Source organism: Nonomuraea sp. NPDC049695 (assembly GCF_040674955.1).
Classification (GTDB): domain Bacteria; phylum Actinomycetota; class Actinomycetes; order Streptosporangiales; family Streptosporangiaceae; genus Nonomuraea; species Nonomuraea helvata.
In genome coordinates this window covers 25032-49871 of the sequence record NZ_JBFANV010000002.1, presented here as the reverse complement: position 1 = coordinate 49871, position 24840 = coordinate 25032, and the positions used below count along the sequence as shown (strand labels likewise).

General features: G+C 68.5%; 20 protein-coding genes. 9 read left to right on the top strand and 11 right to left on the bottom strand.

Annotated features, from left to right (window positions below):
• Positions 1 to 250: 250 nt before the first annotated feature.
• Positions 251 to 1567, bottom strand: coding sequence for a lysine 2,3-aminomutase (locus tag AB0J64_RS02380; protein ID WP_364019335.1), 1317 nt, complete (start codon positions 1565 to 1567; stop codon positions 251 to 253).
• A gap of 196 nt (positions 1568 to 1763) precedes the next feature.
• Between AB0J64_RS02380 and AB0J64_RS02375 the strand changes: the two genes are divergently transcribed.
• From AB0J64_RS02375 to AB0J64_RS02355, 5 genes are all read left to right on the top strand, one after another.
• Positions 1764 to 2303, top strand: coding sequence for a DUF1707 domain-containing protein (locus AB0J64_RS02375; RefSeq protein WP_364019333.1), 540 nt, complete (start codon positions 1764 to 1766; stop codon positions 2301 to 2303).
• A gap of 107 nt (positions 2304 to 2410) precedes the next feature.
• Positions 2411 to 3430 (top strand): phosphate acyltransferase PlsX, encoded by a 1020-nt coding sequence (gene plsX, locus AB0J64_RS02370; protein ID WP_364019330.1) that lies wholly within the window; start codon positions 2411 to 2413, stop codon positions 3428 to 3430.
• Between the two features lie 52 nt (positions 3431 to 3482).
• Complete coding sequence (locus AB0J64_RS02365; RefSeq protein WP_364019327.1) at positions 3483 to 5765, top strand: HAD-IC family P-type ATPase; 2283 nt, start codon at positions 3483 to 3485, stop codon at positions 5763 to 5765.
• Positions 5762 to 7489 (top strand): arginine--tRNA ligase, encoded by a 1728-nt coding sequence (gene argS, locus AB0J64_RS02360; protein WP_364019324.1) that lies wholly within the window; start codon positions 5762 to 5764, stop codon positions 7487 to 7489. Before AB0J64_RS02365 ends, argS begins: the two co-directional genes overlap by 4 nt.
• Before the next feature lie 113 nt (positions 7490 to 7602).
• Positions 7603 to 8934: a hypothetical protein gene (locus AB0J64_RS02355; protein WP_364019321.1), complete on the top strand. Its 1332-nt coding sequence runs from the start codon at positions 7603 to 7605 to the stop codon at positions 8932 to 8934.
• Between the two features lie 26 nt (positions 8935 to 8960).
• Here AB0J64_RS02355 and AB0J64_RS02350 read toward each other — a convergent pair whose 3' ends face one another.
• Complete coding sequence (locus AB0J64_RS02350; protein WP_345001363.1) at positions 8961 to 9344, bottom strand: cell division protein SepF; 384 nt, start codon at positions 9342 to 9344, stop codon at positions 8961 to 8963.
• 1076 nt (positions 9345 to 10420) lie between these two features.
• Here AB0J64_RS02350 and AB0J64_RS02345 point away from each other — a divergent pair.
• The 3 genes from AB0J64_RS02345 (at position 10421) to AB0J64_RS02335 (ending at position 13309) form a co-directional block, all read left to right on the top strand.
• Positions 10421 to 10909, top strand: coding sequence for a hypothetical protein (locus tag AB0J64_RS02345; RefSeq protein ID WP_364019318.1), 489 nt, complete (start codon positions 10421 to 10423; stop codon positions 10907 to 10909).
• The gene (locus AB0J64_RS02340) at positions 10899 to 12671 is read left to right on the top strand and encodes a DUF4012 domain-containing protein (protein WP_364019315.1); all 1773 of its coding nucleotides are present in this window, start codon (positions 10899 to 10901) and stop codon (positions 12669 to 12671) included. The genes AB0J64_RS02345 and AB0J64_RS02340 overlap by 11 nt, the downstream gene beginning before the upstream one ends.
• A gap of 62 nt (positions 12672 to 12733) precedes the next feature.
• On the top strand, positions 12734 to 13309 hold the full coding sequence (locus tag AB0J64_RS02335; RefSeq protein ID WP_364019311.1) for a hypothetical protein: 576 nt from the start codon (positions 12734 to 12736) through the stop codon (positions 13307 to 13309).
• Here the strand turns inward: AB0J64_RS02335 and AB0J64_RS02330 are convergent.
• From AB0J64_RS02330 to AB0J64_RS02310, 5 genes are read right to left on the bottom strand one after another with little or no spacing between them, the layout of a single operon-like run.
• Positions 13287 to 14684 carry a polysaccharide biosynthesis tyrosine autokinase gene (locus AB0J64_RS02330; RefSeq protein WP_364019308.1) on the bottom strand — a complete coding sequence of 466 codons (1398 nt, stop codon included), beginning with the start codon at positions 14682 to 14684 and terminating at the stop codon, positions 13287 to 13289. The two genes, AB0J64_RS02335 and AB0J64_RS02330, sit on opposite strands and share 23 nt — an antisense overlap.
• 4 nt (positions 14685 to 14688) lie before the next feature.
• Positions 14689 to 15729 carry an MraY family glycosyltransferase gene (locus tag AB0J64_RS02325; protein WP_364019305.1) on the bottom strand — a complete coding sequence of 347 codons (1041 nt, stop codon included), beginning with the start codon at positions 15727 to 15729 and terminating at the stop codon, positions 14689 to 14691.
• Positions 15726 to 16715, bottom strand: a complete 990-nt coding sequence (locus AB0J64_RS02320) for a GDP-mannose 4,6-dehydratase (RefSeq protein WP_364019302.1) — start codon at positions 16713 to 16715, stop codon at positions 15726 to 15728. The genes AB0J64_RS02325 and AB0J64_RS02320 overlap by 4 nt, the downstream gene beginning before the upstream one ends.
• A 45-nt stretch (positions 16716 to 16760) precedes the next feature.
• The gene (locus AB0J64_RS02315; RefSeq protein WP_364019299.1) at positions 16761 to 17714 is read right to left on the bottom strand and encodes an NAD-dependent epimerase/dehydratase family protein; all 954 of its coding nucleotides are present in this window, start codon (positions 17712 to 17714) and stop codon (positions 16761 to 16763) included.
• A complete protein-coding gene (locus AB0J64_RS02310; RefSeq protein WP_364019296.1) occupies positions 17711 to 18895 on the bottom strand; it encodes a glycosyltransferase in 1185 nt (394 codons plus the stop codon). The genes AB0J64_RS02315 and AB0J64_RS02310 overlap by 4 nt, the downstream gene beginning before the upstream one ends.
• Positions 18896 to 19247: 352 nt before the next feature.
• Between AB0J64_RS02310 and AB0J64_RS02305 the strand changes: the two genes are divergently transcribed.
• The gene (locus tag AB0J64_RS02305) at positions 19248 to 20483 is read left to right on the top strand and encodes a hypothetical protein (protein WP_364019294.1); all 1236 of its coding nucleotides are present in this window, start codon (positions 19248 to 19250) and stop codon (positions 20481 to 20483) included.
• Between the two features lie 21 nt (positions 20484 to 20504).
• Here the strand turns inward: AB0J64_RS02305 and AB0J64_RS02300 are convergent, their stop codons facing one another.
• The 4 genes from AB0J64_RS02300 to AB0J64_RS02285 all read right to left on the bottom strand — a co-directional run bounded on the left by AB0J64_RS02300 (position 20505) and on the right by AB0J64_RS02285 (position 24700).
• The gene (locus AB0J64_RS02300) at positions 20505 to 21296 is read right to left on the bottom strand and encodes a formyl transferase (protein WP_364019291.1); all 792 of its coding nucleotides are present in this window, start codon (positions 21294 to 21296) and stop codon (positions 20505 to 20507) included.
• A complete protein-coding gene (locus AB0J64_RS02295) occupies positions 21293 to 22183 on the bottom strand; it encodes a polysaccharide deacetylase family protein (RefSeq protein WP_364019288.1) in 891 nt (296 codons plus the stop codon). The genes AB0J64_RS02300 and AB0J64_RS02295 overlap by 4 nt, the downstream gene beginning before the upstream one ends.
• 67 nt (positions 22184 to 22250) lie before the next feature.
• Positions 22251 to 23564: a polysaccharide biosynthesis C-terminal domain-containing protein gene (locus AB0J64_RS02290; protein WP_364019285.1), complete on the bottom strand. Its 1314-nt coding sequence runs from the start codon at positions 23562 to 23564 to the stop codon at positions 22251 to 22253.
• On the bottom strand, positions 23543 to 24700 hold the full coding sequence (locus tag AB0J64_RS02285) for a glycosyltransferase (RefSeq protein ID WP_364019282.1): 1158 nt from the start codon (positions 24698 to 24700) through the stop codon (positions 23543 to 23545). The genes AB0J64_RS02290 and AB0J64_RS02285 overlap by 22 nt, the downstream gene beginning before the upstream one ends.
• Positions 24701 to 24840 lie beyond the last annotated feature (140 nt).

Genomic DNA, 24840 nt, shown 5'->3' with positions numbered 1-24840 from the left:
CGTGGCGGGCGCGCTATGGGCACCACATGCTACGTACCGTCACGGCTGAGCTACGCGAGCAGTTCTATCACCGACCATGATCGGCCGCAGGCGCATGAATGCCCATGTAACCGGGGTTTGCAGGCCGGTTACCGAGTGAGGGCGGCGGTACACACGAAAAATCCGCCCCCGGCGGCCCGTGAACAACAGGGGTGGCGAAAACACAGGCCACGGGCCGGGAGAGCGGATTTCTCGGTGAACGGGCAGCCGGTCAGGCGGGCAGCAGCGCGCCCGCCGGCTCGAACGGGAAACGGTCGGCGAACGCCGGGCGCAGGTCCGTCAGCCACACCGCGGTCGGGTCGTAGCGGGCGAAGAACGGCCGCCCGACCAGCGACGGGTCGCGCGCCTGGATGAAGTGGAGCATGAACACCTGCTCCCCCGCGATCTCGGTGACGCCGTCGACGCACACCTTGCCCGGCGTGGCCGACATCGACGGCCCGCGGACCGTGCGGCAGAGCCCCGAGACACTCGAGTAAGCGTCCCTGAAGATCTCGTACGCGCGCGCCAGCGGCACCGCGAAGTAGTCCTGCGGCCCGGTGTCACGCTCGATGAACATGTAATAGGGGATCATCCCCATCCGCAGCTGCCGCCGCCACATGTGCGACCACACGGCGGGGTCGTCGTTGATGGACCTGATCAGTGGCGCCTGGGTCCTGATCGTGGCGCCGCTGCCGAGGATGCGCTTGACCGCCGACTCGACGAGCGGCGACTCCAGCTCGCGCGGGTGCGAGAAGTGGGCCATGAACGCGAGGTTCTTGCCCGCATTCACCACCTCCTCGAACAGCCCGAGCGTGGCGTCGGCGTCGGGATCGGTGGTGAAGCGCTGCGGCCAGTAGGCCAGCGCCTTGGTGCCGATCCTGATCGACTCCACTTGCTCCAGATCCAGCAATGGCTCGATATATCGTCTGATGACGGGCTCGCCCATGATCATCGCGTCGCCGCCGGTGATCAGGACGCTGGTGATCTCGGGATGACGGCGAATGTAGGCCACCATCTGCTCGATGTCGTCGGAGGCGAACTTCAGGTCCGCGTCACCGACGAACTGCGCCCATCGGAAACAGTAGGTGCAGTACGCGTGACAGGTCTGCCCCTGCTTGGGGAAGATCAGCGCGGTCTCCGAATACTTGTGCTGCATGCCGGGCACCGGCTCGTCGCCCAGCTTCGGGACGTTGAGCTCTTTCTGGCCGGCGGGGTGCGGGTTGAGCTGCGCACGTACGCGGTTGGCCTCGGCCTGGATCTCGGCGTTCGGCGCCTCGGCCTTGAGCAGGTCGGCCAGCCGCGCGACGTCGGCGGCGGGCAGCATGTCCTTCTGCGGGAAGACGAGCCGGTACATCGGGTCGTCGGGCGCGGCCGACCAATCTATGAGTTCATCGACGACGTAGGCGTTGGTCCGGAACGGCAGCACCGTGGCGACGGCGCGGACTTTCAGCCGCTCCTCGTCGTCGAGGCCCGCTCGCTTCAGGAGCTCGTCAAGGTGCTTGGACGTGTACGCCTTGAAGCGTCGCGTGCCTGCTTGGTTCAAGATCACTAGGCCGTTCCCATCTTTTTTGTTCGATCGGATGTAAACCTCACGACCCGGTCGCGCGTCTACCGTTCTTAATACCCGGACGCTGTCAGCGGCGTCAGCGGTTCCGCTGGGCTCCAAGTTTTCCTTCAGGTTTGCGGACACTCGCGACATATCGCGATTCGTCATACACTGATATCTCGTGACCCACGATCCGGACATGCGCGCCTCAGACGCCGATCGCGACCGCGTGGCCGCGGTCCTGGCCGAGGCGCTCGCGACAGGAAGACTCACCAGCGTCGAGCACGCCGACCGCCTCGACGTCGCCTACGCGGCGAAGACGACGAGCGAGCTCGTCCCCCTCACCCGGGACCTTCCCGAGGTGTCCGCGTCCAACGTGCCCGCCACCATCGAGCAGCAGGTCATCGACTCGAAATTCAGCAAGATCGTCCGTAAGGGGCGGTGGGTGGCGTCCCGCAACACCCGGCTGTCCGCCCGGTTCGGCGCCCTCATCGTCGACCTGTCGGACGCGGTGCTGCCCGGACGCGAGATCACCATCGAGACGAACGCGTGGTTCAGCAAGCTGATCGTGCGCGTGCCCGACAACGCCCATGTGATCGACGAGGGCAGCTCGGTGTTCGGCAAGCGCAACGTGACGGGCGGGTCGCAGGCGGACGGGCCGATGATCCGGGTCACGGGGTCGTCGAAGTTCTCCAAGGTGATCGTGTCGCGCGGGATGGACGACTGGAACCTCCACTGATACCCGCCGGTTAACCTGACTACTGCCTTGCCTACGATGCGGACATACGCCGAGCCCGTGTCCCGGCCCAGCCGTGCCGGCGGGCTCGATGCCGTACGAGGTGATCATTGTCCGACAGCAGGCCCATCGCGCTCGACGCCATGGGCGGCGACCACGCACCGCACGAGATCGTGGCGGGAGCGGTGCACGCCGTGCGCGAGCGCGGCCTGTCCGTCGTGCTCGTCGGCTCCCCGCGTGTGCTCTACGAGGCGCTCGCCGACCACGACGCCACCAAGGAAGTCCCGATCGTACGGGCCGAGGAGGCCCTGGCCATGGACGAGGGCGCGCTGGCCAGCCTGCGCCGGCCCCGCTCCAGCCTCGCCGTCGCCTGCCACCTCGTACGCCGCGGCGACGCCGGCGCGGTCGTGTCCGCGGGCTCCACGGCGGGGATCGTGGCCACCGGCAGGCTCCGGCTCAAAGGCCAGCAGGGCGTGCTCAGACCGGCCATAGCGGTCCCCATCCCCACCCTCCCCCAGCCCACCCTGCTCATCGACGCGGGCGCGAACGCCGAGGTCAAGCCGGAGATGCTGGTGCAGTTCGCTCATCTGGGGACGGCCTACGCCGAGCTGGCGTACCACATCGAGACGCCCAGAGTCGGGCTGCTCACGATCGGCAGCGAGGCCGAGAAGGGCAACAAGCTGGTCAAACGTGCCCACGAGCTCCTCCTGACCTCACCCGGCGTCAACTTCACCGGCAACGTCGAGGGCCACGACCTGCTGGCCGGCAAGGCGGACGTGATCACCACCGACGGTTTCACCGGGAACGTGGCGCTGAAGACCATGGAAGGCGCGGTCCGCTACGCGTTCTCCGAGCTCAGGGAGGTCGTCAACGAGAGCAGGCTGGCCAGGCTGGGCGCCGCCATGCAGCGCTCGCGCATCCGCGAGCTGCGCCGCCGCCTCGACCCCGAGGCGTACGGGGGCGCCGTGCTGCTGGGCCTGAACGGCACCGTCGTCATCGCCCACGGCTCGTCCAGGGCCGAGGGCATCAGCGCGGCCTGCAAGCTCGCGGCCGACCTGTCCGCGGCCGGAATCGTCTCCCGCATCGGCGACAAGCTGAGCGCCACACATCGCTCCCACAGGCTCTGGTAACCCCGTAAGGTGGCACCGATCCACAGAAACAGGGGGTTATGTGGAGTCAGTGGTGCACGGGCTCACTTCGGCACAGGCGGCGGGGGCGAAGGCCAACCAGGTGCCGCGGCGGTCGAGCAGATCGCTGAGCGCGATCGTCAGGGCGAACGTCTTCACCCTGTTCAACCTGGTCATCGGCGTGCTCTGGGCACTGGTCCTGATCTTCGGCGAGTGGCAGGACAGCCTGTTCGGGCTGGTCATCGTGGCCAACGTGCTCATCGGGATCGTTCAGGAGTTACGGGCGAAGCGCACGCTCGACAAGCTCGCGGTGATCAACGAGGCTCCGGTCAGGGTACGGCGCGACGGCGAGGAGCGGCAGGTCCAGCCGCACCAGGTGGTGCTGGGTGACCTGGTCCTGCTGGGGCCGGGCGATCGCCTGCTGGTCGACGGCGAGATGGTCGAGTCCGACGGGCTGGAGGTGGACGAGTCGCTGCTGACCGGCGAGGCCGACCCCGTGCACAAGCTGCCGGGCGACCAGGTGCTGTCGGGCAGCTTCGCGGTGGCGGGCGCGGGCGCGTTCGTGGCCACGAGGGTCGGCACCGACGCGTACGCCGTGAAGCTGGCCGAAGAGGCGAGCAGATTTCACCTCGCCCATTCCGAGCTGCGCGAGGGCGTGGCGAACTTCATCAAGTACATCACCTGGCTGGTCGTCCCGATCGGCGCCCTGCTGATCTACAGCCAGCTCAAGCACTCGGCGGACTTCGGCACCGCGATCACCGGCGCGGTCGCGGGCATCGTCACCATGATCCCCGAGGGGCTGGTGCTGATGACCTCGATCGCGTTCGCGGTCGGCGTCATCCGGCTCGGCCGGCACAACTGCCTGGTCCAGGAGCTGCCCGCGATCGAGGGTCTGGCCCGGGTGGACGTGCTCTGCCTGGACAAGACGGGCACGCTCACCGCCGGCGGCATGGACCTCGACCAGGTGCTGCCCCTGCGCGACGGCCAGCCGGTCGAGGACGCGCTGGCCGCCCTGGCCCACCTCGACAGCCGCCCGAATGCCACCGCCGAGGCCGTACGGGCCCGCTACCCGGCCCCGGCAGACGGGTGGACGGCCGGGACGACGGTGCCGTTCTCCTCGGCGCGCAAGTGGAGCGGGGCCGACTTCGGCGAGCGAGGCGCGTGGGTGCTGGGAGCTCCCGACGTGCTGCTCGACGGCGGGGACGGCTATGACAGGGCCGCCGAGCTGGCCGCCACCGGCACCCGGGTGCTCGCGCTCTGCCGCGTGAACGCCTTACCCGCGGGCGAGGGAGCAGAGCCGGTGGCGCTCGTCACGTTCAAGCAGCGCCTCAGGCCCGACGCCCGGGAGACCCTGCGTTACTTCGCCAGACAGGGCGTCACCGTCAAGGTCATCTCCGGCGACAACCCGGTCGCCGTCTCCGCCATCGCCGCCGACCTGGACATCCCGGACGCCCACCGTTCCGTGGACGCGCGGACCCTCCCCGACGACGACCCGGACAAGCTGGGTGAGCTGCTCGACTCCCACACCGTCTTCGGCCGCGTCAGCCCCCAGCAGAAGCGCGCGTTCGTCGGGGCGCTCCAGGCCCGGGGCCACACCGTGGCCATGACCGGCGACGGCGTCAACGACGTGCTGGCGCTGAAGGACGCCGACCTCGGCATCGCGATGGGCGCGGGCAGCCCGGCCACCAAGGCCGTGGCTCAGGTGGTGCTGCTGGACGACAGGTTCGCCACGCTGCCGCACGTCGTGGGCGAGGGCCGGCGGGTGCTGGCCAACATCGAACGGGTCTCCAACCTGTTCCTCACCAAGACCTTCTACGCCATCGTGCTGTCGCTGTGCGTGGGGGTGGCCGGGGTGATGTTCCCGTTCGCGCCCCGCCACTCCACCCTGACGAACGCCCTCACCATCGGCGTCCCCGCGCTCTTCCTCGCGCTCGCGCCCACGCTCGAACGCTCGAAGCCCGGCTTCGTCCGCAGGGTGCTGCGCTTCGCCGTACCGGCCGGGGTGTTGTGCGCGGCGGCGGTGCTGGTGTCGTTCTGGGCCGCGCACAGCGGCACGTCCACCCTCGTCGAGGACCAGACGTCGGCGGTGATCACGCTCTTCCTCACCACCTGGTGGGTGCTGGTGTTGATCGCCAGGCCGCTCAACTGGTGGCGGATCGCCCTGGTCGGCGCGATGGCGGCGGCGTTCGCGATCGGGCTGACGATCCCCTTCGTCAGGCAGTTCTTCGCGCTCGAACCGGGTGACATCGGCGACGACCTGACCGCCGTCGGCATCTCGATCGTGGCGGCGGTAATGACAAGCGTCGCTGTCAAGGTCGCCGGTACCCTTAGAACATGACCGACCCGCAGATCATGCTCACCGAGCGCGTCCAGCAGGCGCTGGCCCGCGCGTTCGGCTCCGAGCACGCCGACGCAGACCCGCTGATCCGGCCGTCCCAGTTCGCCGACTTCCAGGCGAACGTCGCGATGAGCCTGGCGAAGCGACTGCGACGGGCGCCGCGGGAGGTCGCCGAGGCCATCAAGGCGGAGCTGTCCGACTTCCCCGGCACGGTCGAGGTCAGCGGCCCCGGATTCCTCAACATCACGCTCGACGGGTCGTGGATCGAGTCCGAGGCCACGCGGATGCTGGCCGACCCGCGGCTCGGCGTCGGCACGATCACGCCGTCGCAGACCGTGGTGATCGACTACTCCGCGCCCAACGCGGCCAAGGAGATGCACGTCGGGCACCTGCGCACCACGATCGTGGGCGACTCGCTGGCCCGGCTGCACGAGCATCTCGGCAACACCGTGATCAGGCAGAACCACCTGGGCGACTGGGGCACGCCGTTCGGCATGCTCATCGAGCACCTGCTCGACATCGGCGAGGAGGCCGCGGTCGCGCAGCTGGAGGCCGGCCAGGGCACGGAGTTCTACCAGGCGGCGCGGGCCAAGTTCGACGGTGACGACGCGTTCAGGCAGCGGGCCCGGGTGCGGGTGACCACGCTGCAGTCGGGCGACCCCGACACGCTGCGGCTCTGGCACGTGTTCATGGACGCGACCGTCCGCTACTTCAACAAGATCTACAGCCTGCTGGGCGTGACGCTGACCGACGCCGACATCGCCGGCGAGAGCATGTACAACCCCATGCTGCAGAAGACGTGCGACGACCTGGAGGCGACCGGGACGGCGGTGATCAGCGAGGGCGCGCTCTGCGTGTTCCCGCCCGGCTTCACCGGCTCCGACGACAAGCCGCTGCCACTCATCATCAGGAAGAGCGACGGCGGCTACGGCTACGCCACCACCGACATGGCGGCGATCCGCTACCGCGTCCACGACCTCAAGGCCGAGCGCATGCTCTATGTCGTGGGCGCCGATCAGGCGCTGCACTTCCGGATGGTGTTCGCCGCGGCGCGGCTGGCGGGCTGGCTGCCCGACTCGGTCTCGCCCGAGCATGTCCAGATCGGCATGATGCTGGGCAAGGACGGGCGCAGGTTCAAGACCCGCTCCGGCGAGTCCGTCAAGCTGATGGACCTGCTCCAGGAGGCCGTCGACCGGGCCAAGGCGGCCATCGCCGAGCGGGGCTACGACGAGGCCACGGCCAAGGAGATCGCGCACGCCGTCGGCATGGGTGCGGTGAAATATGCCGATTTGTCGGTCAGTCACGACAGCGAGTACGTCTTCGACCTCGACCGCATGGTCGCCTTCACCGGCAACACCGGCCCCTACATGCAGTACGCGACGGCCAGGATCCGCTCCATCTTCCGCAGGGCGGGGGTCGACCCGGCCGACGCGGCAGGGCCGCTCGTGCTGGCCGCGCCCGCCGAGCGCGCGCTCGGCCTCCACATGCTGGGCTTCGGCGAGCTGATCTCCCAGGTCACCGCCGCGTCCGAGCCGCACCGGCTGTGCGCCTTCCTCTTCCAGACCGCCAGCCTGTTCAGCACGTTCTACGACGAGTGCCCGGTGGTCAAGGAGGGCGTCGACCCGGAGACCAGGCAGCGGCGGCTGGCCCTCTGCTCGCTGGTCCTGCGGGTGCTGGAGACCGGGCTCGACCTTCTGGGCGTCCCCGTCCCCGAGCGTATGTAACAGCGCAAAGTCCGCAGATCCGTCGTGGGCGCGTCTTCCCCTGGTTGACGCGCCCCAACGGCTAGGCTTTTGCGCGGTCATGAACAGAGGCCGAAATGGGGGAGTTCTCTGCCGTGAGCACGGACCTGTCTGCGAGTCCCCCTGCGGCGGCGGAGGTGCATCGCTACGCTGAGGCACTGCTGGCGCACCTCGCCGCCAAGGGCGCCGCGCCTCCCGCCGCACCGAGTTTTCGCGACATACCTGGTTATTGGCTGCCTCCGGCCGTCGAAGCCCTCGTCGCCATCCTCGCGGGCGAGGACCCGCTGGAGCCCCTGAGCAAGGCCGCCGGCCGTGACCAGCAGCAGACCGCGCTCTTCCTCTGCCTGGCACTCGCGGTGTCCGGGCAGGGCAGCCGCATCCACGCCTCCTGGCTCGGCACCGCCTTCGGCGAGCTGTCACTCGAACGGCCGGTCTCCCATGGCCAGCGCTCGCTCTGGCTGGCCGCCGCCAGGGGCGCGTACGGCCCCGCCGGCAAGATCTTCGTGCTGCGCAAGCTCGACGCCCTGGCCGTGCAGGAGCACACCGACCCTGATCAGTGGGTGCAGGCGCTGGCGCCGGGCGAGCCGTCGGTCGTCGTCCCGCCCTCGCTGGTCGACTTCCCGGAGATGGCGGAGATCCCCGAGCTGGCCAGGCCCGCGGTGGCGGCCGCCCGGCTGGCCAGGCTGCGCGGGCGGTGCGCGGAGATCACCTCGACACGGCAGGCCGAGCGCGACATCTCCGCCCCGCTCGACAACAGCTCCGGCAGCCCGGCCACGACCTGGGCCGAGGACGAGCCGCTGGCCGTCCTGCGCTCCCTGATCGGCTCGGGCGGGCCGGCCGGGCCGATGGCCTCGCTCAGCACGTACCTGCTCGATGACCTTCGTCCCGGTGCCGACCCGCACCTCGCCGCCATCGCCCTGCATGTGGCGGCGCCGGTGCTGCGCGGCGTGGCCGAGGAGCTCGAGGCCGACAGCCGCCTCGCGCCGCCCGCCACGCTCACCGTGGCGCTGCTGGGCCACCGCATCGAGCTGCGCCCCGAGGGGCCCGAACCGTCGTCGCTCGCCGTCGCCGAGAGCGTGATCATCGCGGACGGCTTCGCTCCCCGCCCTCGTCCGTGGGCGGCCATGGTGCTGCTCGTGGCGGGGGTCGCCTGCCTCATCGGCGCGGTGTTCGCCAGCATCCTGCTCGCCGCCGCTGGAGTGGCCATGCTCGGCCTGGGGGGCTGGCAGCTCTGGCAGCGCCGCAAGCTCGTCGAGGCCGACGCCCGGTATGCGGCGGCGCAGGTCAACGAGCTGAGAGAGCTGGCGGAGGGCGCGGTGTGGGCCCTGCACGCCTACGCGCGGGAGGCGGACACGCGCGCGAAACAGGCCGCGGAGGACGCAACCGAGCTGACCCGGCTGATCCGTCGCGGCCCGCGCGCCGGATAGCTCGCCGGCCGAGGCCGGCGCCTGGCTCAGGTGGTCTCGATCTCCACGTGAGCGGGGGCGAGCAGGAAGACGCGGTCGGCGATGCGCTCGATCCGCCCCTCGCACCCATAGGCCAGACCGGCGGCGAAGTCGACCATCCTCGTCGCCTCAGGCATCGCCATGCCCGAGACGTCCATGATCACCGTCTGGCCTTCACGGAAGTGCTGACCGATCAACGGCGCGTCGTTGTACTTGAGCGGCTGGATCATCACGATGCGCGACGCGTCGACGTTGGCGCGCCACCGCCGGGCGGCCCGCTCGGTCGCGGGGACGTACTCGTCCTCGTAGCCGTCGTCGTCGTCATAACCCTCGTCGTAGTGATCGACCCCGCTCAGGCCAAGGTAGCTCACCACCTTGCGTACTGCCCCCATCGGCTTGTCCTTTCTTCAGGAACTCACCGTAATCGGCACGTCCCTACTCATTGGACGGTAACCGACGATTCCGCATTCGCCACGCGACACGCCCAGCCCTAATTCCATTTTGTACGGCTTGCAGCCCGCTTGCAGCTGGATATCCGACCCCCAGGATGGGGCAGGCCCCTGCTCCTGTTCACTCTGGGTGCCTTCACAGACACAGCTTTCCACGCCTATCCCACCGGTGTCTGCCCCCTGGACTCTCGAGTTACTGACCGTTGGACGCGGACCGTAGCAGCCGCCTCCGACATCTTCCGGACCGCCGCCCTGCTCGACGATCCGGCATCGGGACATACCCAGCTCACGTGCTTTATGCGGCAGAGGCCGCCGCGAGGCCGCTCGAATTCCGGCGGCAGGCGGCTCGCCTGCCATGAATCACCTGGTGGACGACGGAATTCAGCGGCCAAGGCGGTCAGTCTCGCCTGCCCGGAGAAAGCACTCGCACGGCTCGAAAAAGGCCGCCTTGACCTGCTGTTGGAGCTCCGAATGAGAGGAAAAATGGCCCTGGGGGCTCCGGCGATCCGCTCCGTGGACCCCGTATCGGATGGAGCGGCTCGGCGGCACGGTGACGGTCGCGGCGTGACGCCGGCCACAGCCGGTCCGGCCCACGTCACCTCGACGGCGACCGCGCCCCCTTCCGCGAGGTGCGAGATAGGCCCCTTTTGGGCGAAATTTCCGCTCTTTTCTGAAGGTGGCAGGAAATCGCCGCACTAACGGAATTAAGGACTTCAGATGTACGGGCCGACCGAATGCCGGCACGCGGCAGCGCGCGCCTTGCCGATGAAGCCCCATGGCGCGCGCCACCGAGGCCGAAGCCGCGTTTCCCCTGGTCGAAGCCCGTACCAAAGGGATCAATCGGCAAGATCGGCCCCGATCGTCAAAGTACGGAGAACCTTCAGTGACCATTTGGCAAGAAACGTACGAGGGAAGGAGTATCCATGGGCTCACCGCATATAACCGTTCCGTAGCGAACATGTCGCCAGCATTCCGGGCGAAATGTTCGCTTGGCCGAGGAACCGTTACGGGAGACCGATATGCCAGACAAGATCACGAAACCAGTATTGCTCGCGGCAGTGCTCGGGAGCGGACTCGCGTTGGGGAGCGCCGGCCTGGCGTTCGCGACCGCGGCGCCGATCGACCAGGTGCATGTGGTGAGCGCGCCCACCATCACCACGATCATACCGACCACCACCACGGCGTACCCGCCTACGCCCACTGCCACCGAGACAGAGGTGGAGGAGATCGAGATCGACCCGCGGGAGACGGAGTTCGAAAGCGACCGTGACGAGGACGATGACGCGCTGTTCAACCGCAACCAGTCGTTCGTGGACGTCGAGGTCGACGATCGCGGTGCGCGTGACTTCCACAACAACTTCCGTAGTCCCGAAGAGCACGGCGAGGAGCTGCCGTTCACCGGCGCGCCCCTGTCCACCCTGGCCGCGGCGGGCGCGGGCCTGCTGCTCCTAGGAGCCGCGGGCACGATCATCGCCGTACGGCGTCGCCGCGCTGCCGGTGCCAAGTAAGAAGCGCCGGCGCGTCGTCACAGGTCTGCTCTGCTCCTCGGCAGGCCTCGCGCTGGCCACGGGGTGGTCGGCGTACCTCGGCCTGAGCGTGCGGGATCACCTGCAGGCGACCAGGGAAGCGCTGGTCCGGCTCCGCATGAGTGACCCGGCCGGATCGGCCGCGGCGCTCGCGAACGCGAAACGGCGTGCGGAAGAGGCACGCCGGCTCACCAGCGGTCTGGACTGGTCGTTGCTCGCCCACGCTCCCGTGGTGGGAGAGGGCGCGACGACCGTCCGCGGGCTGGCCGAGGCGGCGGCGGAGCTGACGAGTACCCTGACGGGCCTCCAGCAGGCCGGCGCGGGGCTGACGACGGCCAAAGGGCTCTCCATGGGCAACGTGGGGTCCCTGCTGGCCGGACTGGAAGCCGCTGCGCCGGCCCTGCGTTCCGCCTCCGACCGCGTCGATCTGACGTGGTCCCGCCTGGCGGCCACCCCCGGCGACACCGGCTCGGCCGAGATCGACCAGGCCCGTGCCGCCGCTCTGGAGGAAGTCGAACGGCTGAGCGGCTGGATCGGCGCCGCCGACGACGCCGCTGCCCTGCTGCCCCCGATGCTGGGTCAGCATGGCACGCGCCGTTACTTCCTGGCCTTCCAGACCAACGCCGAAGCACGCGGAACCGGAGGGCTGGTCGGCGCGTTCGGCATCCTGAAGGCCGGCCAAGGCCACATCAGCATCGAACGGCTCTCCCCCAACAACGACCTGGAGTCCGGCTGGGCCCAGGTCGCCGATCACGGCCCGGACTTCAGCTCGCGCTACGGGTCCAGCGCCGTCTCCCTGCTGTCCAATTCCAATCTCTCCCCGCACTTCCCTTACGCGGCGGAGACCTGGACGGCGCTGTGGCGTCGGCAGACCGGCCGGGAGCTGGACGGCGCGATCGCGACCGATCCGGTCGGCCTGTCCTACCTGCTGAAGCTGATCGGGCCTGTCAAACTGCCCACCGGCGAGACGGTGACCGCGGACAACGTGGTCTTTCTCACCGAGGGAGCGGCCTACGCCCGCTACACCGACCCGCTCGACCGCAAGAGGTTCCTCATCACGGTCGCCAGCGCGGTGAGCGAAGCGCTGACCAGGGAACACATCGATTTCATGGCGGCGCTCCCTACCTTGTCGAAGCTGCTGAACGAGCGAAGGATGCAGATCTGGAGCCGCAGGGCCGCCGAACAGGAACGCCTGGAGACGACCCCGCTCGGCGGCGTGCTGCCGAGCGAGCCCGGGCCGTTCGCCGGGCTCGTGATCAACAACTCCGCCGGCACCAAGCTCGACTACTACCTGGACCGCTCGCTCCACTATGAGCTGGCCGCCTGCCGCACCGACGGGCAGCGGGTCACGAGGGCTCGGATCCGGCTCGGCAACGACGTGCCGCGCATGAAGCTGCCCTCGTACGTCACCGACCGGCTCGACAGCTGGAAACACCGCCCGGTCGTCGGATCCAATCTGACGTGGGTGTCGTTCTACGGCGCGGTCGGCGCCAAGCTCCAGGCCGTGCACATCGACGGGAAGCCCGCCCCGGTCATCCAGGAAACCGAGCGAGGTCACCCCGTCTACTCCACCGTCATCCAGTTCGCTCCGAGGCAGACCCGGACCCTGGATTTCGTCATGCTGGAACCCACCTCGGACACGCCGCCGGTGGTGCCCGTGCAGCCGCTGGCCCGCCCGCAGCAGACGAGGGTCACCGAGGACCGCGGGCCCTGCGTCCCGGTGGTTCCTGACACCGAGCGATAGAAGAGGTAAAGCCCGGTGCGCCGCGACCGGCCGCCGGGCCGGCTCCACCTATCGTCACGCTCATGACGTCAGGGGAGCCCCGCTTTCACATCCTGTTCGTGTGCACGGGCAACATGTGCCGCTCTCCGCTGGCCGAGCGGCTGACCCGGTCGGTCCTCGGCCCGCCGTTCGTGGTGACGAGCGCGGGCACCCACGCCGAGCCCGGCGTGGCGATGGCCGAGAAAGCCCGGCAGGTCCTGATACGTCTCGGCGGTGATCCGGACGGATTCGCCTCGCGGCCGCTGACCGCGGAGTTGCTGGCCGGCGCCGATCTGGTGCTGGCCGCCGCCAGAGAGCACCGGGCGGCGGCGGTGACGACGCACCTGCAGGCCGCGCCCCGCGTCTTCACGATGGTCGAGTTCGGCGCCCTCGCCGCGGCGGCGGAGCGCGAGGAGATCACGCGTCACCGGGATGCCGTACGTCGGGCACACGCGCTGGTCGAGCAGGCGCAGGCGCTGCGTGGCCTGGTCCAGGTGGAGCGGCCGGACATCCCCGACCCCATGGGGCGCTGGATCTGGGCGCACAAGGCGGCGGGACGGAGAATCGCCAAGGCGCTCTCCGTCCCGCTGGAACTGCTCAGACCGCCGTCGGCGTCATGACGGTGTCCTTGGCCTCTTCCTTGGCCGACTCCGACTCGTAATAGCCGTAGCCGTAGCCGTAGCCGCCGTACTTGCTCGCCTTGGCCGGGACGAAGTTGAGCACGGTGCCGACGATCCTGGCCTTGACCGACGTCAGTTGCTCCACGGCACGCTGGATGTGCTCCTGCCGCGTCTTGCCGTACTTGGCGACGAGCATCACGCCGTCGCAGACCGCCGCAAGGGTGGCGGCGTCGGTGACGGGCAGCAGCGGCGGCGCATCGATGATCACGATGTCGTACTTGTCGGTGAGCTGGTCGAGCAGCTGGCGCATCATGCGGGAGCCGAGCAGCTCGCTCGGGTTGGGCGGGATCTGGCCGCTGGGCAGCACGGAGAGCCGCGGCTCGCCCCACGTCTGGATCACCTCGCTCAGCCGCGCCTTGCCGATGAGCACGTCCGTCAGACCGACCGCGCCCTCGATCCCGAAGTAGTCGGGCAGGCGCGGACGGCGCAGGTCGGCGTCCACGAGCAGGACCCGCCAGCCCGCCTGCGTGAGCGTGATGGCGAGGTTGGAGCAGGTCGAGGACTTGCCCTCGTTCGGCAGGCAGCTGGTGATCACCAGCGACTTGGGCTGCTTGTCGATCCCGATGAACTGCAGGTTGGTGCGGAGGGAGCGGAACGCCTCGGCTCTGCTGGACCGCCCGTGCGGCCGCAGGATCAGCGGGTTACGGCGGGCCGCGCGCTCGTAGCCGATGATGCCCAGCGTCGAGCTGTTGGAGTTGTGCTGCAGCTCGTTGGGGCTCTTGATGGTGGTGTCCAGCCGGTCGCGCAGGATGAGCGAGCTGAACGCGACGACCAGCGCGATCAGCAGGGCGACCAGGAGGTTCACCAATGGCACGGGGCTGACGGGCGCCTTGGGGACCTCTGCCTGGTCCACGATGGTGACCTTGACCGTCGGCCGGCTGGTGGGCGTCGGCCGCTCGATCTGGTCGACGAGGATCGCGAACTTGGCTCCCAGGGCGTTGGCCAGCGAGGCGGCGCGCGCGGGGTTCTGATCGCTGACCATCGCACGCAGCAGCACCGTCCCCGGCACGACCTCCGCGGTGATGCTCTGCTGCAGGTGCGGAACGTCCTCGGCCGTCGTGATCTGGCTGACCATGCGCCGGCTCGTCAGCAGCTTGGCGTAGGACTGCGCGCCCTGCGACAGGGTGTCCACCTGGTAGGCAGGCGAGAAGGCGCCCCGCTTGTCGAAGCTGGAGAACAGCATGGTGATCGTGGCCACGTACTTGGGCGGCATGTTGGCGGTCACCACCAGCGAGGCGCCCACCGAGATGATCAGCGACAGCAGGATGAGCACCCAGTTCTTACGCGCCAGTCTTATGAAGTAGAGCAGGTCCAACTGGTCATCGCCGCCTTTCGCGGATTCGTGGAGGTTTCTCGAGTGAGCGGTGTGGCGGGTAGACGTTCACGCCCTGCAGCAGAAGGACGCAGGCGATCGCGGTCCCTCCTGCGGCCAGCGCCGTGGCGAGCGGCGGCAGCCAGCCCACGATCATCGCCATGCACAGCGCGCAGCTCACTGCGGCGACGAGGCCCAGCGTGACAGCGACCAGGCGCGTGTCGAGGCCCAGTTTGCGCAGCCGGTGCGACACGTGGTCGGTGCCACCGGCCAGCGGCGGCCGGCCCGCCCGCAGCCGGGACAGGACGACGACGCCGGTGTCGACCGTCGCCACGAAGGTGAACAGGAGCAGCCCTCCCGCCATCGTGTCAGGCCCCCTCCCGGCGACCAGCACGACCGCGGAGCAGGCGAGCACGAAGCCGATGAACAGCGAGCCCGAGTCGCCCATGAACATCCTCGCGGGCGGCCAGTTGTGCACGAGGAAACCGAGCGCGGCGCCGGCGAGCACCACCAGGAAGATCCCCAGGGCCGGCCGCGCCTGCAGCAGTGCCATGGCGGCCAGGAAGGCGGCGGTGACGGTGGTGACCGTTCCCAGCGAACCGTCCATGTTGTCCAGGAGATTGAAGGAGTTGGTCATCACGACGATCCAGATCACCGTGATCGGGACGTCCAGCCATCCCCCTGTTACGGTGAGCCTGATTCCGGCGAGCACGACCGCCGTGGTCACCACCGTCTCCACGACCAGCCTCGTGATGGCCGGCAGCGCCCCGATGTCGTCGATGAGCCCGAGCATGGCCAGCGCCGAGCCGGCCAGCAGGATGGCGGTGAGCCGCCAGTCCGCGAGGCCCGTGACGGCGACCGTGATCAGGACCGTGCCCAGCAGGATCGCCATGCCACCCAGGTACGGGGTGGGCCGGGCGTGCGACTTGTGCCCGCCGGGCCGGTCCGTGAGGCCCCACCGCGACGCCAGGCGCTTCAACGGGATGGCCGCCGAAGCGCTGAGCACGCAGGCCGCCGCGCCGGCGGCCCAGGTCACCGTTCCGCTCACCGCATGGTCGCCGCGAGCTCCTCGCGGGCCTCCTGGACGATCTCGCTGAGTATCTCGTCGAGCGTGTTCCGTGGAGCCCATCCGGTGAGCTCACGGATCTTGGTGGTGTCCGGGACCCTGCGGGTCATGTCCTCGAAGCCGTGCCGGTACGCCTCGTGATAGGGGATCAGTTCGATCCCCGACGTGGAGCCGGTGAGCTCGACGATCAGCTTGGCCAGCTCCAGGATGCTCACCTCGGCGGCCGAGCCGATGTTGAAGGTCTGCCCGACCGCCGCCTCGTTGTCGAGGAGCCGGACCAGAGCGTCGATCACGTCGGCCACATGCGCGAAGCAGCGGGTCTGAGTGCCGTCGCCGAAGACGGTGAGCGGGTCGCCCGCCAGGGCCTGCCGTACCAGGCGAGGAATCACCATGCCGTACGCCGGGCTCTGCCGCGGACCCACGGTGTTGAAGAGCCTGACGACGATCGCCGGCAGGCCACGTTCCCTGTGGTAGGCGTTGGCCAGGATCTCGTCCACGGATTTGGCCGTGCTGTAGGCCCAGCGGACGACGGCGGTGCTGCCGAGGATGCGGTCGGCGTCCTCTTGGAGCGGTCCAGCCGAGTTCTTTCCGTAGATCTCGCTCGTGCTGGCGACCAGGAGCTTCTTCCTGTACCGGTGCGCGGCCTCGATGACGATCTCCGAACCGCGGATGTTGGTCGTCAGGGACCTGAGCGGCTGCTCGACGATCAGCTTGACGCCGACGGCCGCGGCGAGATGGACGACGACGTCGCATTGGTGGACGAGCTCGTCGACGATCAGCTCGTCCAGGATGGAGCCCTGGACGAAGCGCAGGTTCGGGTGCGGCCGCAGGTTGGCGAGCCTTCCGGTCGAGAGGTTGTCGAGAACGACGACGGAGTCACCGCGGGCGATCAAGGCGTCGGTCAGGTGAGACCCGATGAACCCGCTGCCGCCGGTTATGAGATATGTGGACTGCGGTGCTTTACTCACAGATTTTCCTCGCTAACGCATTCTGGTGCCGGAGATGACAGCGGCTCAGGCGGGTACGGCGGCGCTCGTCGCCATCGCGGCCTGGAACCAGGCCACTGTCTGGCGCAGCCCGTCCTCGACGGACATCGCTTCCACGCCGGGGAAGAGCTCCTTGATCAGCTGCGGTGACGCCTGGGACTCCCGGATGTCGCCTGCCCGCGGCGGGCGGAACTCGGCCTCGATGGGCTTGCCGAGCACCGAGGCGAGGATCTCCTTCAGCTCCAGCAGGGACGTGCGGGTGCCGAATGCGAGATTGACCGGCTTCCCGCTCGTCACGCGGCGGGCGACGGCGGCGCAGACGACCTCCGTGACCGTCCCCACGTAGGTGAAGTCACGTGCCTGCAGCCCGTCACCGTAGATCAGCACCGGAGCTCCTTCCAACGCCTTGGACACGAAGGCCGGGATGACGGCCGCGTAGGCGTGGTTGGCGGGCTGAAGCGGGCCGTACACGTTGAAGAAGCGGAAGGGCAGGACGGGCAGGCCGAAGCTGGCGGCGTAGGCGAGCGCGTACCCCTCCGTGGCCAGCTTGCTCACTCCGTACGGACTGAGCGGCCTGGTCGGCAGGTCCTCATGCTTGTACGCCTCGGCGCTGTTGCCGTAGACAGAGGACGACGACGCGAGGATCACGTGTGGCTTCGTCGCCCGGCACGCCTCGAGGACGCGTAGCGTCCCCGTGGCGTTGATGTCGTGCGTGGCCAGCGGGTCCGCCAGCGACCTGGGCACCGATGGGCGCGCCGCGAGGTGGATGACGGTCGTGGCGTCCGGGACGAGCTCGGCCAGCAGATCGGCGTCCAGGATGCTGCCGTGGACGAATCGCACGCCGACACCGTCGAGGTTGGCGAGATCTCCACTGCTCAGATCGTCCAGCACCGTGACGTTGTCGATCTCGGGCCGCGCGACGAGCGCCCGGCACAGGTTCGCGCCGATGAAGCCGGCCCCGCCGGTTACGAGTACATTCACCTGTTGATCCCTCCTGTGGTGACACGACGATCCCGGCGCGGCTCGCCCAGTGATCGGTATAGGGCCTCGGTGTCCGCGACGAGGCGGTCCACGTCGAACGAGGCGGTTGACCAACTGCGCGCCGCTTCGCCCAGCCGGCGCGCGAGAGGGGGGTCCGAGAGGATTCGCACAGCGCGTTCGGCCAGCTCAGCCGGATCGGCTGAGGAGAGCAGCCCGGTGTGTCCGTCCTGTACGACCTCGGCCACGCTGCCCACGCGCGTCGAGACCACGGGAGTGCCGGCCATCTGGGCCTCGATGAGCGTGAGCGGGGTTCCCTCGTTGTCGGAGGTCAGCATGACCACGTCGGCCGCCGAGTAGACCGTCTCCACGTCCTTGCGCCAGCCGACCAGGTGGAAGGCCGGCCGTACCGGCGCGATCTCCTGCTCCACCTGGGCGAGGAGCTCCCCGCCACCGCAGATGACGAAGTGGCAGTCCGGTATCCGGGCCAGGATCTTCTTCGCCGTGGCGATGAACCGATCGGGCCGCTTGACCTGAGTGAGCCGGCCGACGTACGCCACCAGGGGTGCGCCCTGCGGGAGGTCGAGAGCCCTGCGGGCGGACGCGCGATCCGGCACCGGGCCCAGCCGGACGCCGGGTGGGATCACGACGTACTGCTCAGGACGCCCGATCCCTGCACGGATCAGGTCGTCGCGGACCTCGGCCCCCACCGTCACCAGGCGGTCCGCCATGGTCGCCAGGACGCGCTCCGAACGCACATAGAGCGCGCGTTTCGCCCCGGTGAAGTAGCCGTTGAGCAGGTGGCCGTGGAAGACGTGAACCTTCGCGGCCCCGATGCCCGAAAGCTTCGCGGCTATCCGCCCCAACGCGCCGGCTTTGGCGGTACGCGTGTGCACGATATGCGGGCGGAAGGAGCGCATGGCGGAAATCAGCTGGATGAGAGCGCGGCCATCGTCGAAGGGCCGGACGGAACGGCCGAGCCCGGGAACCCGCTGGACCTGCACGCTCGAGCGCCTCAGCCCCAGGTGGTCACCCTCCTCGTCGTCGACGTGGCCCGTGTAGAGCCGATGGCTGAACTCCGCCGGGTTCAGCCGTTCGGTAAGTCCCAGCACCTGAGTAGCGGGACCACCGACGTTCATCCTGGCGATGATCTCCATGACGCGAATCCGACTGTCCGGCTTCATGCGGCTCCTCGGTGACGGACCTGGCTCACATCCGCGAAGCTAGCTAGGGAATCAGCCAGTTCCGCTCACGCCGTCGCGGTGAGTTGTGAAATGTTTTCTCGCTCCCTACCTGGGCGTGATCGTCGGGAGTCGCGGCTTACCTTTCCTAAGAGGACGCGGCGGCCACGGAAAAGCCGACTTGCCGGAAAGAATCCGCAAGGTCAGGCAATCAGCCGACCATGGCCGCGCCCGGGAAGCGGTGTCACACCGGCCTCGACGCTAGCGTCTTGGTCTCATAGTCGCTTTGTCGATGATCTGGTTCCGGCGCTGGGCGTTGCAGCGTGGTGCTCAGGAAGACTGAAGGTCGCTTTCCATGGAATATCTCATCGTCACTGCCGCGGTCGTGACACTTGTTCTGCTGGTCAACGGCACCATGGAAAGGACGGTGGCCCGCCAGGCGCTACCGGTCCTTCTTGCCGCGTTCGCGCTGCGACTCCTCGTCCACGTCCTGGTGATACGGGCGGGTGTCATCGAATACGGCGGCGACAACCTCAACTACGAGAGCCGGGCCGCGGATATCGTCACCTACTGGCAGCTCCACGGTTTCCAGTTCGTCACCGCCGATGATCTGAGCTATCTCTACTCCGTCGCGGTGCCGTGCAACGTTTTCGCACTGGTCATGTACCTGTGCGGCGGCCCGGCGCCGCTGGCCTGCACCGCCGTCGTGGCGCTCCTCGCCTGCACTCTGTGCATCGTGATCTACAAGTTCGCCAGGCTCGTCGGCGCGGATGCGCGCGCGTCATTCCGGCTGCTCGTCCTGATCGCCTTCATGCCCGCGTTCGTGCTGCACACGTCGGACACCTTCAAGGACGGGTTCAACGCCCTGCTCGTGGTGGCCTGTGTCGGACTCGGCGCCTCTCTCACGAGGCGCTTCCGTGTGAGCAGGATGATCATGGCAATCCCACTGTTGTGGTGCCTGTGGTATGTCCGTCCTTACATGGTGTTCATGTGCGTCGTGCCGCTGATCTTCGCCGCGGTGGTCGCCAAGTCGAACTTCTCCGTCGGCAAGCTGCTCTGCCTCGCCGGGGGGCTGGCGTGCGCCATGCTGTTCGTCGGCGGCGTCTACGACAGCACGCCCCTCGATCAGATGCAGCAGCAGTTGGACCGAGGTCAGTCCGCCACCGTCCGCAACTACAACGCCGAAGGAGCCTCCGGTGTCGCGTTCGACGACAGCGGCGACGCATGGGGGGCCTTCGGGCCGAAGGTGCTCTACACCCTCCTGGCGCCGTTTCCATGGAGTCCGGGCAGCCTCACTCTGCAGCTGGGGAAGATCGACGTAGTCGTCTGGTATCTCATCCTCTATGCCGCGGTCCGCGGCGCCGCCCGGCTCTGGCGGCACGACCGGAGGATGCTGCTTCTCCTCCTGCTCTTCATCGTGCCCGGCACCATCGCCTATGCCACGACCATGTCGAACATCGGCCTGATCTTCCGGCAGCGCATTCCCATCGTCCTGATCACCAGCCTGCTCGCCGCGGTGGCTTGGAGCCGGATCCCGCGTACCCCGGCCGTTCCGGCAGAGCCGGATCCCGAGAAAGTCCACCTCGGCTGAGGCCTCCGGTGACCACGAGGGTCACCGGGCCGCCGGTCGGCCGTACGCCCGCCGCAGCTTTCTCATCTCGCGCAGGAAGCGCACATACCGAGAAGGGGTCGGCGAATACCACTGCATGCTGTCGAGATCCGTACGCCGGTAGGGTCGCGCGCGACCGTCCAGCACCCCTTGAACGGCCTCCGCCATGGAGTCGAGGGCGCCCAGATACTGTTTCACCGGCAGTGTGCGGTAGGTGTCGGTGAACGGATCGACGGCGATGCTCTTCTGCGCCAGGATCCCACCGGTGTCCACACCGGGATCGACGAGGTGAATGGTGGTCCCGACGAGTTCGGGGCGGCCCTCGTACAGCGCCCAGAAACCGCCGTGCACTCCCCTGTACCGCGGTGTGATCCCGACGTGGATGTTGACGAAAGCAGGAGCGCACTCGAGGATCCGTCGTCCGATGATGCCCGTGCCCGAGACCACCACCGCGCCGGGGCCTTTCTCCCTCAGCACGTCGGCGACCTCGGCGCCGTTCACCGAATCCACGTCCAGCACGTCGAGCCGGCTGTCGGGCGGGCGGCAGTCATGGCCGGTGAGCAGATCCGCGATGCGTGCCCGCGATCGCGGCCGGATCACCAGCCGGTCGTAGCCCAGAAACGCGAGCTGGCCGGCGACGGCCTGGAGACCGAGCTTCCGCAGCCGGTGCCGCAGCAGCTTTCCCTGTCGCGCTCGCTCGAAGACGACCGCCGACACGTCGAAGCGTGCCGCCAAGTGGTTGATCAGCAGATACGACGTCCGGCTCCGTGCCGCCAGGATCACGATGCCGCTCACCGGCTCGCTCCAGGAGCGTCGGCGCTCGCCAGGATGTGGTCGGCGGCCTGCGCCATGGTCATGACGGTCAGCGCTCCCCTGTCACGACGCAGAGCGATGTGACGCAGGATGCGCTCGAAGGTGTCGAGCATCCGGGGGTCCCCGCCCAGATTGAACGGGTGGAACCACAGGTGGTAGATCTCCCCCCGGCGACCTGCCTGGTCGAGGCCGAGCCGGGCCTGCCTGACCCTGGACGAGTAGGGAATCAGCTTCCGGGGCCCGTTGCTGCCGATGAGGAACTGCGACGCGGGCAGGTTGACGAAGTGCTCGCCCGTACGCAACGTGTGCGGCGCGTAGGTGGGCGCGGTGACGGCAATGGCACGGTCCAGGAAATGCAGGGCGCCGAGCCGGTTTCCGTACCAGTTCTGCTCCACTCCCCGATAGGCGATTATCCCGAAGTCCGGGAGCGTGTCGAGATAGGCCACCTGATTCCGCGGGTAAACAATGGAGCGCATCGGAATGCCGAACTGTCTGCTCACTTCCGCGGCGGCCGTCAGCTCTCGCACCCAGACCTCGCGCGTGGTGGCCGGGTCGTGTGCGTAGACGTGCGTGAAGGTGTGGGTCCCGATCTCGTGCTGGACCCGCGCGCCACCGAGCCAGTCCAGCAGGTACGGCGCCTCGTACCAACGCTCCGGCGTACGGACGCGGCCGTTGCCCTCTGCCTGCCGCACGAGCATCTGACCGACCACGGCCCACGTGGCCGGCACATGATAGGCGTCGAAGAGATCGACCAGCCGGCGCATGATCCGCGGCTCATCGTCGAAAATTCGGGACAGCGCCGGCAGGTCCTCGGCATTTGTGCCCCACGCGAGCTCCGTATCAATGGAGATAATGCATATTCCCGGCATGCAGCGAGAATAACAAGCGGGCTGTGGCCGGCCGGAATTCCACGGTCTGATTCGCGCGCGATTTTGGTTAAGGTATTGCCACGCTGCGGCGAAACTTGGCGATGAACGGCCGGAGCAGGGACCGCAGGTCGGCCGCCCCTGGGATCAGCTCTCTCACCGTCAGCCCCGTCGACCTGATGAAGCGGGACGCCTGCAGGACGGCCATGAGGATGTAGGTGACGGTCGACGCGAGGGCCGCGCCCACCGCGCCCCAGAGGGGAATCATGGCCAGGTTGAGCAGGATGTTGGCGATCAGCGCGGTGATCGAGACCATGGTCATCGTCATCGGCCGGTCGAGCCGTACGAGATGCTGCTCCAGCGGCCGGACCATCATCAGGGCGATCGTCCCAGGTGCGAGCGCGATCAGCGGTGCGACGCTGCCGACGAATGACTGGCCGTAAACCAGGGGCACCAGCCAGGGCGAGACACCCCCGGCGAAGCCCGCGACGACGACGGACGACACCAGCAGGTTGAGCCGGAGTGCCCTGGCAGTGAGGTGCTTGGCGTCGTCCACGTCGCTGGCGGCCTGCTCGGGGAGGACCACCTGGCTGATCGTTTCGCCCGGGATGCGGGTGAGCGTGATGAGGGTGACCGCGACGGCGTAGATGCCGACCGTCGCCGCGGAGTCCATGGCGTTGAGGAGCACGACGTCGACGGTGTTGACGATGAGATACATGGCCACCCAGCCGACGTGATATCTGCTGGAGAGACCGAGCTGGCGTCGTACGAGATCGCTGTCCCAGCGGAGCGAGATCGGCCGTAGTGCGCGCGCCGCGAGGAAGAACGGCAGTGAGACCGCCGCCGCCCAGCAGATGACCACGTTCATGATGGTCACGTGGCCGAGAGCGGCGAGCGCCAGGATCGGCAGACACTGCACGAACGCGCAGCAGACCGTCTTGCGGTTGAGCAGGTCCATCCGAGACTGCAACATGAGGATGTTGTTGAGGTTGATCGCAGCGGCGCCGAACGGCACGGCCGACAGAGCCAGTGCCCACAGCCAGAGATCTCCGGGCCAGCCGGCCATGGGCACCAGCAGGATCGCTCCCAGCGCGGCGACGGCACCCGCGACCAGTCCCAGGATCGCGCCGTTCGTCGTCAGCGATCGATGCCGCGACCGGTCGGACCACAGAGCGAGCTGGGATTTCTCCAGTGAGAGATGGCCCACGATGATGGTGGCGCTCGCCACCGTGGTGATCACCGCGTAGACGCCCCTCCCCTCCGGCTGGAGGATGCGGGCGATCAGCATGCCGGTGACCATGCTCATGCCCAGTCGGATCGCGCGCGTCACGAGGGTGCGGAAGACCACGCCCGCGGCCGACGTCATGGCCGTCGTCTGGCGCATCGTTCCGCCACGAGGCGGTGGTAGAGCCTGACATGCTCCTCGGCCATGGTCGTCACATCGAGATGCTTGAGAGCCCAGGAACGGGCCGCGGCGCCCAAGTGAGCGGCGAGTTCCGGATCTTGCAGGAGACGGGTGACGCCCTGGCAGAGCGCCGCCGGATCCGCAGGAGGGACGAGCACACCACGGTCTTCGAGGAGCTCCGGCGTCCCGCCGACGGCCGTGGCCACGATGGGCCGGCCCTGCGCCATCGCCTCCATGACGGCGTTGCTCAGCCCCTCCGAGATCGAGGGGAGCACGACCACATCGGCACGGGTCAGCCATCCCCTGGGGTCCTTCGCCGGCCCCACGAACCGCACGTCCACGTCCAGGCCGCTCGCGTGCTCCTTGAGCCTGTCCTCCTCCGGGCCGTCGCCGACCAGCACCAGCGTGCAGGGCGTGCCCTGCGCGGCGAGCAGGACGCCGGCGTCGAGCAGAAAGCTCTGGCCCTTCACCGAGCGCATGCGGGCCAGGCACACCACCACCGGCAGCTCGGTGTCGATGGCCTCCGGGGCGACGGTGTCGAAAGCCGAGTCCGGCAGGCCGTTGTAGATGACGCTGAGCTTGTGCGACGGAAAGCCGATGACGGTCCTGGCGTCCTCTGCCACGGCGACCGCGTTGGCGACCACATGATCGATGATCGGTCTCAACGCGCCACCGAGCATCAACCGCCACCGCGGTGTACGCCTGACATGTCTGAGGTCGGTCAGCCCACGCCGTCCGGCGATCATGACCGGCACCCTGGCCAGCCGCGCGGCGGGCGCCCCGAGCAGATAGCTCTCCAGGAGGAACGCGTGCAGTACGTCGGGCCGGAGCCGGCGCAGCAGCGACACCAGGCGGGCGAAGGCCGCCAGGTTCTTGATCACCGCGGCCCGGCCCGACGGCCGCCGCGAGAAGCCGAGATGGTGGACGCCGATCCCGGCGGCGCGCAGGATCGGCTCGTGCACGCCTCCCTTGGACAGGAGGAGCACGTCGACGGCGAAGCCCCTGCTGTGCAGTTCCCTCGCCAGGAGCGACACCTGCGTCTCGGTGCCGCCGAATCCCATCTGCCCGATGAGCAGGGCGATGCGCCGACGGCCGGATCCATTTTCTGGCTGCACTACAGGACCTTTCAGTGAATCCTCTTGGTCGCGAGATCGCCCTGGGGAATCACGCATATACCCACGGTAATCATCGCCTGGTGCTTCCACGCTGAGCGGTCGGGGCGTGTCGCGTCGGCTGTCCTGTGACGGGACGCGCG